The 17,892-nt window shown below is 70.6% G+C and carries 6 protein-coding genes; 3 read left to right on the top strand and 3 right to left on the bottom strand.

Annotation, left to right across the window (positions count from 1 at the left end):
* Positions 1 to 66: 66 nt before the first annotated feature.
* From ABZ412_RS09875 to ABZ412_RS09865, 3 genes are all read right to left on the bottom strand, one after another.
* Complete coding sequence (locus tag ABZ412_RS09875; RefSeq protein WP_357278588.1) at positions 67 to 480, bottom strand: Fur family transcriptional regulator; 414 nt, start codon at positions 478 to 480, stop codon at positions 67 to 69.
* Positions 481 to 483: 3 nt separating this feature from the next.
* Positions 484 to 879 carry a metalloregulator ArsR/SmtB family transcription factor gene (locus ABZ412_RS09870; RefSeq protein WP_213560109.1) on the bottom strand — a complete coding sequence of 132 codons (396 nt, stop codon included), beginning with the start codon at positions 877 to 879 and terminating at the stop codon, positions 484 to 486.
* Positions 880 to 959: 80 nt separating this feature from the next.
* Positions 960 to 1,796 (bottom strand): hypothetical protein, encoded by an 837-nt coding sequence (locus tag ABZ412_RS09865; protein ID WP_357278586.1) that lies wholly within the window; start codon positions 1,794 to 1,796, stop codon positions 960 to 962.
* A gap of 192 nt (positions 1,797 to 1,988) precedes the next feature.
* Here ABZ412_RS09865 and ABZ412_RS09860 point away from each other — a divergent pair, with 192 nt between their 5' ends.
* The 3 genes from ABZ412_RS09860 (at position 1,989) to ABZ412_RS09850 (ending at position 17,870) form a co-directional block, all read left to right on the top strand.
* Complete coding sequence (locus ABZ412_RS09860; protein ID WP_357278584.1) at positions 1,989 to 3,380, top strand: glycine--tRNA ligase; 1,392 nt, start codon at positions 1,989 to 1,991, stop codon at positions 3,378 to 3,380.
* Positions 3,381 to 3,620: 240 nt separating this feature from the next.
* On the top strand, positions 3,621 to 4,283 hold the full coding sequence (locus tag ABZ412_RS09855; RefSeq protein WP_357278582.1) for a DUF6875 domain-containing protein: 663 nt from the start codon (positions 3,621 to 3,623) through the stop codon (positions 4,281 to 4,283).
* Positions 4,284 to 4,292: 9 nt separating this feature from the next.
* Positions 4,293 to 17,870 carry an amino acid adenylation domain-containing protein gene (locus ABZ412_RS09850; RefSeq protein ID WP_357278580.1) on the top strand — a complete coding sequence of 4,526 codons (13,578 nt, stop codon included), beginning with the start codon at positions 4,293 to 4,295 and terminating at the stop codon, positions 17,868 to 17,870.
* Positions 17,871 to 17,892: the final 22 nt, after the last annotated feature.

Below are 17,892 nucleotides of genomic sequence, written 5' to 3'. Positions count from 1 at the left end.
ACAATGCCATGTCAGCCTTGTCCCATCCATTGCGAATTTGCGTGGGCCAGGCGGGATTCCGGCTGGTCAGCCCTTCGCGGCGCAGCATTCGCGGCAGGTGCCGAAGATTTCCATGGTGTGGCTGATATCGGTGAATCCGTGCTCGGCGGCGATGGAGTCGGCCCATGCCTCCACGGTCGGTCCCTCCACCTCGACGGTGCGGCCGCAGCGGCGGCAGACCAGGTGGTGGTGGTGTCCGCTCGAGCACTGCCGGTACACCGATTCGCCGGTGTCGGTGCGCAGCACGTCGACCATGCCGGCGTCGGCGAGGGATTGCAGGGTTCGGTAGACCGTGGTCAGGCCGATGCCCTCACCGCGTTTGCGGAGTTCGTCGTGCAGTTCCTGCGCGGAGCGGAATTCGTCGATGTCGGCCAGCAGCGCGGAGATGGCGCTGCGCTGGCGGGTGCTGCGAACCCCGACCGTCTTCTCGGTTGTTCCCACGGGTCACCCTTCCTCGGCGTGCGCGACCGCGTCGATGACGATGTGCGCGAGATGCTCGTCGACCAGTTCGTAGATGACCTCGCGCCCGGTGCGCTCACCGCGCACCACCCCCGCGGACTTCAGGATCCGCAGGTGCTGACTGATCAGCGGCTGGGTCACTCCGAGGGTATCGACGAGCTCGTGCACACAGCGCGGCGACTCCCGCAGTTGCAGCACGATGGCGATGCGCACCGGCGCCGCGAGGGCGCGCAGCAGTTCCCCGGCGGAGTCGAGAATGGTGCGTGACGGCACCACCGGCGGCTGCGGCGACCGGTACGGATACTCGTCGTGGGGGATCGCGGCCGGAGCCTCGGTCGCGACGTGCGAGCGCCGCAGGGGCGCGCCGCTGTCCGTGGTCATCGAACCAACTCCTTATTGGAAACCGATGCCATTCTTATATGCACGGGTACGCATGTCAAACATGAAGTCGGCGCGTCGCCTCAGCAGTTGCCGTCCTGAGGCATCGGCATCGACCGATCGAAGTAGTACTCGGGCCGATGCTTGTCCCGCGCGCCGCCGAACGACGGCGGATTGCCGTAGTTGGGGGCCAGATAGCCCTTCTTCCCCAGGAAGCAGTTGACCGGATACGCGAAGCCCTGGACGTTGCCGATCCACATCCCCTGCGATCCGCCGTCGTAGGCCGGGTCCTCGACCCAGTCGTACTCGACCACCCGCCGCACCATCGCGACGATGTCGAATGCCCCGTACCCGGTGCGGTCCGGCGGCGTGAACGCGTACGCCACCGAGTAATCGGTGCGAATCGCCAACTCGCCCTTGTCGTTCAGCCCCACCGTCATGGTCCCTTCGACCCGCGGCGAGACCGGCAGCAGCCGATACCCGGGCGCCAGCTTCTCGGTCAGCCACCAGGTGTCGGCCGCGTTCCCGGACTTCAGTTTCGGCCGGATGTCCTCGACCTGGTGCGTGGCCAGCAATGTCAGCACCGGTTCGGCGTCCTGGGTTTCGAGCACGTGCGGGTCGAGCCGGGCGGCGACGATCAGCTGTTTGACGCGATCGGTGGCCGCGGTCACGGTCGCGGCCGAGTAGCGCCCGGCCGGCGCGGCGACGGGCGGCTGGATTCCGGCCGCGCCTTCGGGCCAGGAGGCGGTCGGGGTGTTGGCGAACGGGTGGCCCAGGTCCACCGGCGCGGTCGTGGCGATCGTCGAACTCGGATCCTCCGTCGGGCGGGCCTGGAGACGATTGAGCAGAACGGCGCCGCCGAGCAGCGTCACCGCCACGATCGCGAGTGCCACCGTGTACTTGCTCCCATACGTTCGCATGGCCCCACCCCTGTGCTGTTGTGGATCGCGCACCCCCGTGTGCCGACCGGTGTCCTCGTTCCAATATGGCCCGTTGTGATCAGGGCTGCATCCCCTGCTTGTGGGGGCAGTGGGTGCAAAGTCGGTTGCTCACGGCAGATAGTCTGGACCTAATCCTTTGCAATCTTCCGGACACGGATGGAGAACTGTTCAGTGGCACCCAAGTCGAAGGTGGACACCGTCGCCAATCTCGCCAAGCGTCGGGGTCTCGTGTACCCGAGCGGTGAGATCTACGGCGGAACGAGGTCGGCCTGGGATTACGGTCCGCTGGGCGTGGAGCTCAAGGAGAACATCAAGCGGCAGTGGTGGCGGTCCATGGTGACCAGCCGCGACGACGTGGTCGGTCTGGACTCGTCGATCATCCTGCCGCGTCAGGTGTGGGTGGCCTCCGGTCACGTCGCGGTGTTCAACGACCCGCTGGTGGAGTGCCTCAACTGCCACAAGCGGCACCGGCAGGACCACCTGCAGGAGGCGTACGCCGAGAAGAACAAGCTCGACGACCCGGACTCGGTGTCCATGGAGCTCATCGTGTGCCCGGATTGCGGCACCGTGGGCAAGTGGACCGAGCCCAAGGACTTCAACATGATGCTGAAGACCTACCTGGGCCCGGTCGAGTCCGAAGAGGGCATGCACTACCTGCGTCCGGAGACCGCGCAGGGCATCTTCGTCAACTACGACAATGTCGCCACCACCGCGCGCAAGAAGCCGCCGTTCGGCATCGCGCAGATCGGCAAGTCGTTCCGCAACGAGATCACCCCGGGCAACTTCATCTTCCGCACCCGCGAGTTCGAGCAGATGGAGATGGAGTTCTTCGTCAAGCCGGGCGAGGACGAGCAGTGGCATCAGTACTGGATCGACACCCGCATGGCCTGGTACACCGACCTCGGTATCGACCCGGAGAACCTGCGGCTGTACGAGCACCCGAAGGAGAAGCTGTCCCACTACTCCACCCGCACGGTGGACATCGAGTACCGCTTCCGCTTCGCGGGCAGCGAGTGGGGCGAGCTCGAGGGTGTCGCCAACCGCACCGACTTCGACCTGAAGACGCACTCGGAGCACTCGGGCAAGGAGCTGGTCTACTTCGACCAGCAGACCGGTGAGCGCTACACCCCGTTCGTCATCGAGCCCGCGGCCGGTCTGACCCGTTCGCTGATGGCGTTCCTGGTCGACGCGTACCACGTGGAGCAGGTGCCGACCGCCAAGGGCGGCGTGGAGGATCGCACCACGCTGCGCCTGGATCCGCGGCTCGCTCCTGTCAAGGCGGCGGTGCTGCCCCTGTCGCGCAACGCGGATCTGTCGCCGAAGGCCAAGGACCTGGCCGCGCAGCTGCGCCGGAACTGGAACGTGGACTTCGACGATGCCGGCGCCATCGGCCGCCGCTACCGTCGCCAGGACGAGATCGGCACCCCGTTCTGCATCACGGTCGACTTCGACACGCTCGAGGACCACGCCGTCACGGTGCGTGAACGCGACTCGATGGCCCAGGAGCGGGTGGCCCTGGATCAGGTGGAGGGCTACCTGGCCGCGCGCCTCATCGGCGCCTGAGCCCAGTCCCACTGAAAAGACCGGTCAATGCCTGACCGGTCTTTTCTTTATTTTCTCGTCGGCGAAATTCGGAGTGTCATAGAGAAATTGGGTAACCCGCTACTCATGTTAACGGTCCAAGACCGGGCCACTATTTGAGTATGTGGGCAACGGCGCCTTCTCCTGCCGAAGCTCGATCAGCCGAGGTGAGTCATGAGCGAGCGTGTTATAGGCCCCCGCTCGGGGCTACAGTGGGTCCCTTTGGGGGACATCGGATCAACCTGCCCGGCCGCCCGGCCGACGGTGGCGGCGTTCCGGTCCTGGGCGGATTCCATGCTGACCCAACCCAGTGACGAACTGGGCCGTGACGGGCCGGTTTGCCCGTTCGTCCGGCCGTCGATGCGGCGGGATCTGCTGTGGCTGGCGCAGGTGCCGGCGGCGGAACCGCGGCCGATGTGGGTGCGCGCGATCATCCGCGACGCCCTGGAGCTGTATCCGGAACTGCCCACGGGGAACGGTAGTTCCACATCGGTGCTGCGCGCATTGATCACGGTATTCCCGAATTTGACCGACTATTCCTTGATCGACGAGATCCATGAGGAATTCAAGACCAAATTCGTGGAGCGCGGCTCGATGCTCGGGCAATTCTATCCGGGCTGTGATCAACCGGGCCTGTGGAACAAGGAGTTTCGGCCCCTGGACGCGCCGATGCCGATGCTGGTGGTGCGCGCCATGATGACCACCGACTTCCCGTTCCTGCTCGACGACCCCGAATGGGCGGACGCCTATGTGCGCAAGTTCGCGCCGACGCTGCCCACGCACGTGCGCTCGGTCATGGTGAGTCGCTTGACTTCCCGGCACGCCTCCCAGGTGCCCGCCTACGAGGTGGCGCCGACCGATGAATCCTTCTCGACCAGCAGTTAGGCGGTAAGCATGACGCGAGTTTCCGGCCACACCTTCCCGCTATCCCCGGCGCAGCTGGGGATGTTCTACGCCCAGCAGCTGGATCCGGCCGTGCCGTTGTCGGAGGCCCAGTACATCGAGATGCGCGGGCCGCTCGAGGTCGAGACGCTGCGGCGGGTGGCGGTGCTGGCGGGCCGTGAGTTCGGTTCGGGCGTCCTGCGGTTCGTCGAGGCCGGCGACCAGCCGGGTCAGGTGGTCGACACCGGGCTGGAGCGCGAGATCGGGTTCCTGGATCTCACCGATCGCACCGATCCGGTCGCCGAGGCGCTGGAGTGGATGCGCGCCGACGTGGCGCGGCCCATCGACCTGTTCGGTGTGAACGCCGGGATATCGACGGTGATCCGGGTCGGGGAGTCCCACCACCTGTGGTACACCAGAGCTCACCACCTTCTCATCGATGGATTCGGTTCGGTGACCATGCTGTATCGGGTCGCCGAGCTGTACAACGCCGCGGTGCGCGGGCAATCGGCGCCTCCCGGCACCGCGGCCTCGCTGTTGGCAGTGCACGAGGCGGAGATGGCGTACCGGGAGTCCTCCCGGTACGTCACCGACGAGCACTACTGGCGCGAGGCCACCGCGGGCATGCCCGACCGGTGCAGCCTGGTCGCGGCCACCGCGCCGGCGTGTGCGCTGGGGCGTGAGGCCCGCGCCCAGCTGGGTGACGGCACCGCCGCCCGGCTGGAAGCCGCCGCCCGCCGCTTCGACACCAGCTCGGCGACCGTGGTCATGGCGGCGGTCGCGCTCTACTACGCCCGCCTGACCGCGACGGAGGACGTGGTCCTGAGCCTGCCGGTTTCCGGCCGCACCACCGCGGTCCTGCGGCGTTCGGGCGGCATGATCGCCAATGTGGTGCCGCTGCGCGTGCCGGTGCCGCGCACCGGGCGGGTCGGCGAGGTCCTGGAGGCGGTCCGGGTCGCGGCGTCGGGAGCTCTACGCCACCAACGGTTCCGCCACGAGGACATGCGCCAGGGCGGTGAGCGAGGGGATGACGGCGACCGGGCCACGGCCGGGAATGACGGGGGACGGCGGGCCGAGTTCGGGCGGGGGATGACGGGGCCGGTCATCAACATCATGTTGTTCCCGGCCGGGATCGATTTCGAGGGCGTCGAATCGAGTCTGCACGTGGTGACGTCGGGGCCGATCGAGGATCTGTTCGTCAACTTCTATCAGCACGGGGCGGGCGCGCCGATCCATGTCGACTTCGCGGCGAATCCGCGGTTGTACGACGAGGATTCGCTGGCCCGGCATCATCGCCGGTTCCTCGCGCTGCTGGATTCGCTGTTGTCGGCGGAGGCCGGGACTCCCGTGGCCGAGCTGGATTACACGGTGGCGGACGAGAAGCCGCTGCTGGCGGGCGCGCACGGGATGACCGCACCCGAACCGCGGCTGCTGCCGGAGATCCTGGCCGCCGGTCTGCGTCGGGCGGGTCCCGACGCGATCGCGGTCATGGCAGCCGATCGGCGAATGACCTACGGCGAGCTGGACGCGCTCTCGAATCGGCTGGCGCGCAGGATATCGCGCGCCGGCGGGTCCGGCTCGGATGTGCCCGTTCTGGGCCCGGAGTCGACTGTCCTGCTTGCCCTGCCGCGCTCGATCGAGGCGGTGGTCGCGTTGTGGGCGGTGGCCAAGACCGGTGCGGCGTTCGTGCCGGTGGGCACGGCCCTGCCCGCGGCGCGGCTGGCCGATATCGCCTCCGAAGCGGGCGCGACGGTCGGTCTCGCCTTCACGGAATCGTCTGCGAAACTGCCGGATTCGATGCCGTGGATCGCCCTGGACGATCTCGTGCGGGGCGGCACGGCCTCCGACGACGCCGGCCTGTCGGATCTGCCGTTGACCGCTGATGAGCTTCGTGGCCGCCCCCGGGTCGAGAATCCGGCCTACGTGGTGTTCACGTCCGGGTCGACGGGTGTGCCGAAGGGCGTGGTGGTGACCCACTCCGGTCTGGCCGGTCTGGCCGCGGCCATCGTGTCCGCGTACCGGGTGGATCCGGGTTCCCGTGTCCTGCAGTGCTTGAACCCGAGTTTCGACGCGGCGGTGCTGGAGTGGCTGATGGCGTTCGCCGCGGGCGCGACGCTGGTGGTGGCCGAACCGGATCCGGTGCTCGGCACCGAATTGGCCGGGCTGGTCCGGGATTACGGCATCACGCAGGTGTGTTCCACCCCCGCGGTGCTGTCCACGCTGGAGTCGAACGCGCTCGACGGCGTGCGCGCGGTGTCCTCGGGCGGTGAGCCCACGCCGCCGGATATCGTGGCGCGCTTCGGGACCGGGCGGGATCTGCTGAACTCGTACGGGCCCAGCGAGACCACGGTGGCGGTCACCTACACGGGTGGCCTGGTCGCGGGTGTCCAGTCCGGTCTCGGCGATCCGATTCCGGGCGCGGGGATGCTGGTGCTGGACCGCTGGCTGCGCCCGGTGCCGATCGGCGTGGCGGGGGAGCTGTACGTGAGCGGTCCGGGGGTGGCGCGCGGGTACGCGGGCCGTCCCGGTCTGACCGCGGAACGGTTCCTGCCCGCGCCGGACGGTGCGGCCGGGGCGCGCATGTACCGCACCGGAGACCTGGTGCGCTGGACCGAGCACGGCGTGCTCGAGTACGTGGGTCGTGGTGATTTCCAGGTCAAGTTGCGCGGTATGCGGGTCGAGCTGGGGGAGATCGACGCCGCCCTGAACGCGCACGCCGGGGTGGAGATCGCGGTGACCGTGGCGCGTCCGGGCGCCGGCGGTGGCACGGTGCTGGCCGCGTACGTGGTGCCGCACGCCGGGCACGCGATCACCGAGGCCGAGCTGCTGGACCACGCCACGCACCGGCTGCCGCCGTACATGGTGCCCGCGACCGTCACCGTGCTGGGCGCGCTGCCGCTCACCGCCAACGGCAAGGTGGATCGGCGCGCGCTCCCGGAACCCGTGGTGGCGCAACCGGTCGATGCCGGGGCGGCGGCCACCGAGACCGAACGCGCACTGTGCACCCTGTTCGCCGAGGTCCTCGGCATCCCCCAGGTCGGTCCGGGTACCTCGTTCTTCGCCTTGGGCGGCGACTCGATCATGGCCATCACCCTGGTCTCGCGCGCCCGCGCGGCGGGCCTGGTCTTCTCCGCCCGCGAGGTCTTCGAGCATCGCACTCCGGCGGGTCTGGCCGCCGTGGTCACGCATCTGGAGGATCGCTACGAGCGGCTTGCCGAACTCCCGGGCGGCGGCGTCGGCCGGCTGCCGCTGACGCCGGTCGAGTCCTGGCTGTTGAGCCGTCCCGGCTGGCGGCATTTCGCCCAGTCGATGGTGGTCCAGGTCCCGGTCGGGGCCCAACCCGCGATGGTGCTCGCCGCCGTGCAAGCGGTGCTCGACCGCCACGACATGCTGCGGGCCCGCGTCGTCCACGCCGATGACGGGCCGCGATTGGATGTCGCCCCACCGGAGACCGTCGACGCGGCGACCCTGCTGACCCGCATCGACTGTGCCGCGGTGCGGGGTATCGCGGGCGACGGACTCGGCGAGCCGGAAGCCGAGGTCGTGATCACCGCCGCGGCGATCGATCGCGCCTTGGCGGCGGCCGTCAACCGCCTGGATCCGCGCTCGGGGTCGATGCTCGCCCTGACCTGGCTGGACGCGGGTGCGGGCCGCTCGGGACGGCTGGCGATCGCCGTGCACCACCTGGCCTGTGACGCGGTGTCGTGGCGAATCCTGCTGCCCGACTTGATGTCCGCCTGGGCGCAGGCCGTGTCCGGCACCCGGCCGGAACTGCGCGAGACGGGGACATCGATGCGCACGTGGTCGTACGCGCTGGCCGCCGTCGCGAACGCCGATACCGGCGGCGCGGACCACCCGGACGGTGCGGTGGTGGACCTGCCGTGGCCGCGGCGAGAACTCGGATACTGGCGCGACGTCCTGGCCGAGGCCGCTCCGATCGGATCGCGCGCGCTGGACCCGGCGGTGGACACCCACCGCACCGCCGCGCGCGTCGATCTCGAAGTGCCGGAGGATGTCTCGTCGATTCTGGTCACACGGCTCGCCGGAACCTATCGCTGCGGCGTCGAGGACGCCCTGCTGGCCGCCTTGACCATGGCGCTCGCGCGCCGGCGTGCCGGGCTCGGCGAGACCGGGGCCGCGAGCACCGTGGTCATGGTCGAGCGGCACGGCCGTGACGAGACCGCCGTCGCGGGAGCGGACCTGTCGCGGACGGTCGGCTGGTTCACCGCCCAGGTGCCGGTTCGGCTGGGACCCGTTGCCGTGAACGGCGATTCGGGCCTCGACGCGGTGGAATCGGTGCTGAAGAACGTCAAGGAGCAGCTGCGTGCCGTGCCGCGCGGTGGCCTCGGCTACGGACTGCTGCGCTACCTGAACCCCGAGACCGCGTCCGAGCTCGCCGCCTTCCCGGAGCCGCGGCTCGGTTTCAACTACCTGGGCCAGATCCCCGATATCGAGATCGAGGGCGACTGGCTGCCGGTCGCGGTCGGCGACCGGCTGGGCGGGCACGCCGACCCGTCCATGCCGCTGGCGGCGGTGCTGTCGGTGGATGCCGTCACCCTGGAGTCGGCGGCCGGGCCGCGGATCCGCGCGATGTGGCAGTACGCCTCCGAGGTGATCGCCGCCGAGGACGTGGAAACGCTATCGCGCGAATGGCTTTCGGCTCTCGGCGAGATCGCCGAGCTGCTCCAGCGACCGGATGCCGGTGGCCTGACCCCCGCTGACCTACCCCTGCTGAAGGTCTCGCAGCCCGACATCGACGCCTGGGAACGGACTCTCGGCCGTCTCGCCGATGCCTGGCCGTTGACGCCGTTGCAGCGCGGCCTCCTGTTCCAGGCCCAATTGGCCGAGGGCCGCTCGGACGGCTACTCGGTGCAGGCGATCATCGATGTGGAAGCCGATCTCGATCCGGACCGGCTGCGGGCTGCCGCCGAAGCCCTGGTTCGCCGCCACGACGTGCTCCGTGCGGGGTTCATCGCCTCGGATATCGGTGCCGTACAGGTGATCCCAGCCGAGGTGTCGGTCCCGTGCGAGTATCGCGAGGCGATCGGCGCGACCCCGGAGGAGCTCGACGCTCTCGCCGCGGCCGAACTGCGCGTCCCCTTCGCGGTGGACCGCCCTCCACTCATCCGTTTCCTGTGCGTCGCGGCGGGTGAGCGCCGGTTCCGGCTGGTCATCACCAACCACCACCTGATCCTCGACGGCTGGTCCATGCCGCTGCTGTTCGCGGAACTCATCGGCCTCTACGAAACCTCGGGTGACGACGCGGGTTTCGCGACCCCGGTCCCGTTCCGCACCCATCTCGAATGGCTGGCCGCCCGCCCCGCCGAACGGGCGCGCAGCGCGTGGACGCAGGCCTTGGCGGGCCTCGACGGTCCCACCTTGATCGCACCGACCGCCCCGCGCGCCGCGGCCGCGACCGCGCCGGTCGCCCACGAGGTACCGCTTCCTGAGGGCCTGCCCGATGCCCTGCGCCGCACCGCCGCCGCCTGCCAGGTCACCGTCAACACGCTGGTGCAGGCCGCTTGGGCGCTGCTGCTGGCCGAGCGGACCGGAGCCACAGACATCGTCTTCGGCGCCACGGTGTCCGGCCGCCCGCCGGAACTCCCCGGCTCCGACCGCATGGTCGGCATGCTGGTGAACACCGTCCCGGTCCGGATCACCCTGAACCCGGCCGAATCCATCGCCGACCTGCTCACCCGCGTCCAGTACGAACAGGCCGCGCTGGCCGAACATCAGCACCTGGGCCTGGACGAGATCCACGCCGCCACCGGGCTCGGCCGGCTGTTCGACACCGCCACCGTCTTCGAGTCCTACCCGGTCGACGCGGCCACCCTGGCCGCCGCCACCCGCCACGCCGACCTCGCCGTCACCAACCTGCGCGCCCAGGACGGCACCCACTACCCGCTCTCGCTGGCCGCCTACGCCAATGACGGCCTCCGCCTCGAGCTCACCCGATCACCTCGCTATTTCGATGCCGCCCAAGCCGATTCGCTCGCCGAGTCCCTGTCCCGCCTGCTTGTCGCGCTGACCGGGCCGTCGACCCACCGCGTCGCCACGGTCACCGGCGTGGCCCCGGACGCCGATGCCGCGATCCGCCACGGCCTGCCCGCGGGCACGCCTCGCCTGCTACCGGACCTGTTGGGTTCCGGCGCGTCCCCGAACGCGGTCGCGATCCGCGATGCCTCCCCGCTCGCCCCCGGAGTGGACGATGCAGCGCCTGTGGATGCCACCGCGCCTGTGGATGCCGGAGTGGATGCCGCCGCACCGCGTGTCGCGGAGTCCGACGCAACGGGCACGGGTCGGTTGGTGGACGCTCGGCTCGGCCGGAACGTCGACGAACTCACCTATGGCCAACTGGAGGCGGCGGCGAATCAGTTGGCGCGCAGGATGATCGCGGAAGGAGCGGGGCCGGAGCGGACCGTGCTGGTCGCCCTGCCCCGGTCGATCGAGTCCATGGTCGCGGTGTGGGCGATCGCGAAGACCGGTGCGGCGTTCGTCCCGGTGGATATCACCCAGCCCGTCGGTCGGACGAGCGCGATCGCCGCGGAATGTGGTGCTGTACTGGGAGTTACCGGTGTGGTCCGGGCATCGGACGGTGCGGGCGCCGAGCTGCCCGGCGAGGTGGAGTGGCTGCGGATCGACGATGCGCGGTTCGCCGGCGAGTGCGCCGCGCTGTCCGGCGAGGCGGTCACCGATGCGGATCGCACCGCGCCCTTGCGCCCGGAGCACGCCGCCTATGTCGTGTTCACCTCCGGTTCCACTGGCACGCCGAAGGGTGTCGTGGTCTCGCATGCCGGGCTCGCCGACATGGTGGCAGCCACGATGGTGCGCGGCGGGATCACCGCCGATGCGCGTGTCCTGCATTGCGTGAACCCGGCTTTCGACGCCGCGATGCTGGTGTGGATGTCCGCGTTCGCGGCCGGGGCGACGCTGGTCGTCGCGCCGCCGGAGGCGAGCGCCGGAGCCGAACTGGCCGCGGTGATCCGCGCGGGCGCCGCCACCCACCTGGTCTGCACACCGAGCGTGCTCGGCACGCTCGATGCCGCCGACCTGGACGGGGTCGGAAGCGTCATCATGGGCGGCGAGGTCTGCCCGCCCGCCCTCATCACCCGGTTGGGTGCCGGTCGCGCACTGGTGAATTCGTATGGTCCGGCCGAAACCACCGTGGCCGCGAGCTTCGGCGACCCGATGACGCCCGAGACATCCGCCCTGGTGGGCACGCCGGTGCCCGGAACGACGTTGCAGGTGCTCGACCGGTGGCTGCGCCCGGTGCCGCTCGGCTCGGTGGGCGAATTGTATGTGCGTGGCCCCGGGTTGGCGCGTGGTTATGCGAGCCGCGCCGCGCTGTCCGCGAGCCGGTTCGTCGCCGACCCGTTCGCGGCCGGTCAGCGCATGTACCGTACTGGCGATCTGATGCGCTGCACCACAACGGGTTTCGAGTACGCGGGGCGCACCGACTTCCAGGTCAAGATCCGTGGGATCCGGGTGGAGCCGGGTGAGGTCGATGCCGTCCTGCTGACGCATCCGCAGGTGGAGGCCGCGGTGACGGTGGCCCGTAGGAATCCGGCCGGGGCGATGACACTGTGCTCGTATGTCACCCTCGACGCCCCGGTCCCGGTCCCCGACCTGCTGGCGTGGGCGGCGAACCGGCTGCCGCGTTATCTCGTGCCCGCGACCCTGCAGGTGCTCCCGGAGCTGCCTCGCACCGTGTCCGGCAAGGTTGACGCGCGTGCCCTCCCGGAACCGTCACTGGTCCAGGCGGAATACGTCGAGCCGACGGGTACGGCGTCGACCGTCGCCGCGACTTTCGCCGAGGTGCTGGGCCTGGATCGGGTCGGCGCCCGCGACGACTTCTTCGCCCTCGGAGGCGATTCGCTCATCGCGACCCGCGTCGCCGCCCGCCTGGCCGCGCACCTGGACCGCACGGTCCCCGTCCGCCTGCTGTTCGAGGCCCCGGTGGTCGCCGAGCTCGCCGACCGCCTGACCGCCACCGAATCCGATACCGCCGCACCGGCCCTGACCCGGACCGAGCGCCCAGCCCTGGTTCCGCTGTCCCCGGCGCAGCAGCGCATGTGGTTCGTGAACCGCTTCGACCCGGCATCCCCGGCCTACAACGTGCCGGTGGCCCTGCGCCTGACGGGCCACCTGGACCATGACGCCCTGCGTGCCGCGCTCCACGACGTCCTGGACCGCCACGAAACCCTGCGCACCGTCTACCCCGACATCGACGGCGTCGGCGTGCAGCGCGTCCTCGACGCCGACGAGGTCCTCCTCGACCTCGAGCCGATTCCGGTGACCCCGGACGCTCTGCCCACCATGGTCGCGGCAACCATCGGCGACGGCTTCGACGTCACCGCCGCTGTCCCGCTACGGGTTCGCGTGTTCCGGATCGACACGTCTGCCGGCGATGTGAACGACCACGTCGTCGTTCTCGTCGCCCATCACATCGCGACGGACGGGTTCTCGATGGCGCCGCTGACCCGGGATGTGGCCGCGGCCTACGCGACCCGCGCGGCCGGTGTGGTCCCCACCTGGGAGCCGCTGCCGGTGCAGTACGCGGATTACACCCTGTGGCAGCGGGATCGGTTGGGCGACGAGGAGGATGACCGGTCGCGGGCCGCCCGGCAGGTCGCCTACTGGTCGGACACGCTGGCCGGGGTGCCGGATCATCTGGAGCTGCCGACCGACCGTCCGCGCCCGGCCCGCGCCTCGCATCAGGCGGCCGAATGCACCGCGCGCGTGGACCGCACCGTGAGCGACGCGATCGACCGGTACGCCCGCGAGCATCGGGCGACGCCGTTCATGGTGGTGCACGCGGCCCTGGCCGTGCTGCTGGCCCGGCTCGGCGGGACCGCCGATGTCGTGGTCGGCACCCCGGTCGCGGGCCGCGGCGTGCGCGAACTCGACGATCTGGTCGGCATGTTCGTGAACACGCTGGTCCTGCGCACCGACGTCCGGCCCGCCGAGGGCTTCGGAGCCCTGCTGGACCGCGTGCGCGACACCGATCTGGCGGCTTTCGAGCACGCCGATGTCCCGTTCGAGCGGCTCGTCGAGGTGCTGTCCCCGGCTCGCTCGGAAGCCCGCCACCCCGTGGTCCAGGTCATGCTGGTGTTCCAGAACCTGCCCATGCCCGAACTGCGACTGCCCGAACTGACCGTGGCCCCGCTCGAACTGCCGCAGACCAACAGCCGATTCGACCTGAGCCTCACCGTCATCGGCGATGCCGACGGACTGGAGCTGCGCTGCTGCTACGCCACGGACCTGTTCGACGCCGCCACCATGACCGACTTCACCGACCGGTTGGTCCACCTGCTGGGTGAAATCACGACCGAAGCCCCGCGCTCGGTCGGCGATCTGGACCTGCTCACCCCGGCGGAGCAGGACCGGCTCGGCGGCGGCCGCGCCCCGGTGACGCCCCCGCGCACCCTGGCCGACATCATGGCCGACGCCGTCGCCGCCAACCCGGACGGCATCGCCGTGATCTGCGGCGACCGGAGCCTGACCTACCGCGAACTCGATGCCCGCGCCGACCGGGTGGCCCGACGGCTCGCGGCCGCCGGCGCCCGACCGGAAACCCTGGTGGCCGTGGGCATTCCGCGCTCCATCGAATCGGTGGTGGCGGTCTGGGCCGTCGCGCGGACCGGCGCGGCCTTCGTCCCCGTGGACCCTGCCTACCCGCCCGACCGCATCGCCCGCATCATCGACGTGTCCGGCGTGCGCCTCGGTCTCACCGTCACCGACCAGCGCCACCGCCTGCCCGGCACCGTGCACTGGTGGTGCCTGGACGAGCCCGACGCCGACGACAACCCGCCCGAACTCGCCGGAATCCCCAGGAACACGGCCAATCCCGCGTACGTGATCTTCACCTCGGGGTCGACCGGCGCACCCAAGGGCGTGGTGGTGTCCCACGCGGGTCTCGCGAATCTGGCTGCCGCCCAGCGGGAGCGGGACGAGATCACCCGCGATGCCCGCGTCCTGCATGTCGCCTCGCCCAGTTTCGACGCCTCGGTGGTGGAGCTGCTCATGGCCGTCGGCGCGGCCGCCACCCTGGTCGTGGCACCGCCCACCGTCTACGCCGGACTCGAACTCGGGGAACTGCTGTCCCGCGAACGTGTCTCGCATATCGCCCTCACCCCCTCGGCCCTGGCCACCGTGGACCCCGCGGGCCTGGACGACCTGCGCCTGATCGTCACCGGCGGCGAGCCCTGCCCGCCCGAGCTGGTGACGGCGTGGGCCGCCGAGGGCCGCCGTCACTTCAACGACTACGGCCCGACCGAGGCGACCGTGTGGGCGGTCGGCGGGTCGGTGCGCTCCGGCGAACCGGTCACGATCGGCGTCCCCGCGCCCGGCGTGCGCGCCCTGGTCCTGGACGAGCGGCTGCGCCCGGTCCCCGACGGCGTGGTCGGCGAACTGTATCTGGCCGGAATCCCGCTGGCCCGCGGCTACTTCGGCCGCTACGACCTGACCGCCGCCCGCTTCGTCGCCGACCCGCACGGCGTGCCGGGGGAGCGCATGTACCGCACCGGCGACCTGGTGCGCCGCCGCGCCGGGAACCTGGAGTACCTGGGCCGCACCGACACCCAGGTCAAACTGCGCGGCCTGCGCATCGAACTGGGCGACGTCGAGGCGGCCATGGTCGCCGACCCGTCGGTCGCGCGGGCGGTCGCGGTGGTGCGCGACGACGGCCACGGCGGCCTGCTGGCCGCCTACGTGGTCGCCGCGCCCGGCGCCGAGCCGGTGCCAGCCCTACTGAAGAAGGCTGCCGCGCAACGACTCCCGTCCTACATGGTGCCCTCCGCGGTCATGGTGCTCCCGGAGCTGCCGCGCACCGCCAACGGCAAACTGGATCTGGACGCCCTGCCCGCCCCGCGCCAGGAGGCCCGCGCTCATCTGGCACCCGAGGGGCCCGTGGAGACCGCGGTGGCGGCGGCCTTCGCCGAGGTCCTCGGCATCGATCGGGTGTGGCGTGACGACGACTTCTTCGCGCTCGGCGGCAATTCGCTGATCGCCACCCGGGTCGTGGCCCGGGTGGGCGCCGCCCTGGACGCCGCCGTGCCGGTGCGGGCGCTCTTCGACGCCCCGACCGTGGCCGAGCTGGCCGCACTCGTGGCGGCGGGCGCGGCGTCCGACCGCCCGCGTCCCGGACCGCGCCCACGCCCGGCGCGGATCCCGCTGTCGGCGGCCCAGCAGCGCATGTGGTTCCTCAACCAGTACGACCCGGGCTCGCCGCTCTACAACATTCCCGGCGCCTTCGACATCGATGGCGCGCTCGATGTCTCGGCGCTCCGCGCCGCGATCGACGATGTCGTGGCCCGGCACGAGACGCTGCGGACGATCTACCCGGCCGGGCCCGACGGCCTGCCGGACCAGCGTATTCTGCCGCCGACACCGGGTTCCACGCCGATCACCGAACTCGACGTCACCGCGGACGGCATCAACGCCGCGCTGATCACCCAGCTGTCTCGGGGCTTCGACATCACCCGCGAAACCCCGCTGCGGGTGTGTGTCCTTCACGTCGGGCCCGAACGCACCGTGCTGGCGATGGCGGTCCACCACATCGCGGCCGACGGCTGGTCGATGGCGCCCTTGGCGCGAGATGTCGTGTACGCGTTCGCCGCTCGCACCGCGGGAGTCCCACCCGAATGGACGCCGCTGCCGCTGCAGTACGCCGACTACGCCCTGTGGCAGCACGAACTGCTGGGCGCGGAGAGCGACCCCGGCAGCCTCGCGAGTCGTCAGCTGGAGTTCTGGCGCACCACCCTGGCCGGTCTGCCCGAGGTCCACGCCCTGCCCACCGACCGCCCCCGCCCGACCCTGCCGTCCGGTACCGGCGATCGCATCGAATTCACCGTTCCCGCAACCGTTCAAGACCGTGTGCAGCAGCTGTCCCGCGCCCACGGCGCGACCCCGTTCATGGCGGTGCACGCCGCCCTCGCGGTGCTGCTGGCGCGGATGTCCGGTCATCCGGACATCGCTCTCGGCTCGGTGGTCGCCGGTCGCGGCGACGGCGAATTCGATGACCTCGTGGGCATGTTCGTCAACACCGTGGTGTTGCGCTCGCAGGTCGATCCCGCCGCCGGATTCGCCGCCACCCTCGACGCGGTCCGCCGCGCTGACCTGGCCGTCTACGGCAATCTGGACCTGCCGTTCGAACGACTGGTGGAGGCGCTGGCCCCGGTCCGTTCCACCGACCGTCACCCGCTGTTCCAGGTGCTGCTGGCCTTCCAGAACGTGCGGACCGAGCGAACGGCGCTGCCGGGCTTGGCGGTTCGCCCGCTGGACGCGCCCGCGCCCGGTTCCAAGTTCGATCTCGAATGGATGCTGGCCGAACAGTTCGGCGCCGCGGGGGAGCCCGCGGGTATGACCGCCTCCCTCACCTTCGCCACCGACCTGTTCGACCGCTCCACCGCCGCGGCCATGGTCGACGGCTTCCTCGCGATCCTGGACGCGATGACAGCCGATCCCCTGGCGGCGGTCGGCACCATCGAGGTGGCCGGGGCAGGGCTGCCGGCGCTGACGGCGACTCCCCACGAGGCGCCGAGCCGGGTGGCGCAGGCTCCGGTCCAGCGCGGCTATCGGGCCGCGCGAACCGAGGAGGAACGCATCCTCGTCGCCGCTTTCGAAGCCGTGCTGGAGTCTCCGCGAGTCGGAGTGGACGACAACTTCTTCGATGTCGGCGGCACTTCGATGGGCGCGGTCCGCGTCGTCACCCAGGTGCGGGAGGCGACCGGCCTTCCGATGGCGCTGCAGTGGATGTTCCTCGATCCCACCCCCGCCGCGCTGGCGCGACGCCTCGGCGAAGCCGCCGCGCAACCGGGCGTGGAGCAGTCGATGCGGGTCCTGCTGCCCATGCGCCCGCAAGGTGACGGTCCCGCCCTGTTCTGTGTGCATCCGGCCATCGGATTGGCCTGGTGCTACGGCGGATTGGTCCGCCACATCGACGGCGCGCACCCCATCTACGGCATCCAGTCTCCGGGTGTGACCGACGGCGGGACGGCCGACCGCACCGTGCGCGACCTGGCCGTGCGCTATGCCGAGGAGATCCTTCACGCGCAGCCCGAGGGCCCCTACCAGCTGCTCGGCTACTCGGCGGGCGGTCCGCTGGCGCACGCCACGGCCGTCGAACTGCGCCGCCGGGGTGCGGAGGTGCCGTCGCTGATCATGCTCGACTCCCGCGCCGACGTCACCGTGCCGGACGACACCGCCATTCCGCCGCTGTCGCTGCTGCTGGCCGAATTCGGCGGCATCGACGTCCCGCCCGGACTCGACGACCTCACCGCGGACCGTGCGGCCGAACTACTGGAGACGGCCGGAATCAGTTTCTCCGCAACCGAACTGGAGAACGTTTACGGGGACATGTGTCATCTGCTGCGTCAGATCGCGGTCCACGAGCACGAGGTCTTCGACGGCGACCTGCTGTTCATCGCCGCCTCGGGCAACCCGGAGCCGATCCCGAATGTCAGCACCTGGCGGCCCTACATCGCGGGCCGGATCGACGACCGCCCCGTCGAGTTCGGGCACAACCGGCTCACCACCCCGGAGGCCTGGGAGGTGATCGGCCCCCTGGTCGCGGCGTATCTGAGCCGCTGATCCTGGCCGCGAGCGGGTCGGC

Source organism: Nocardia sp. NPDC005746 (genome assembly GCF_040630785.1).
Taxonomy (GTDB): Bacteria; Actinomycetota; Actinomycetes; order Mycobacteriales; family Mycobacteriaceae; genus Nocardia.
The sequence above is the reverse complement of the archived record's forward strand: the minus strand, read 5'-3'. Positions and strand labels throughout refer to the sequence as shown.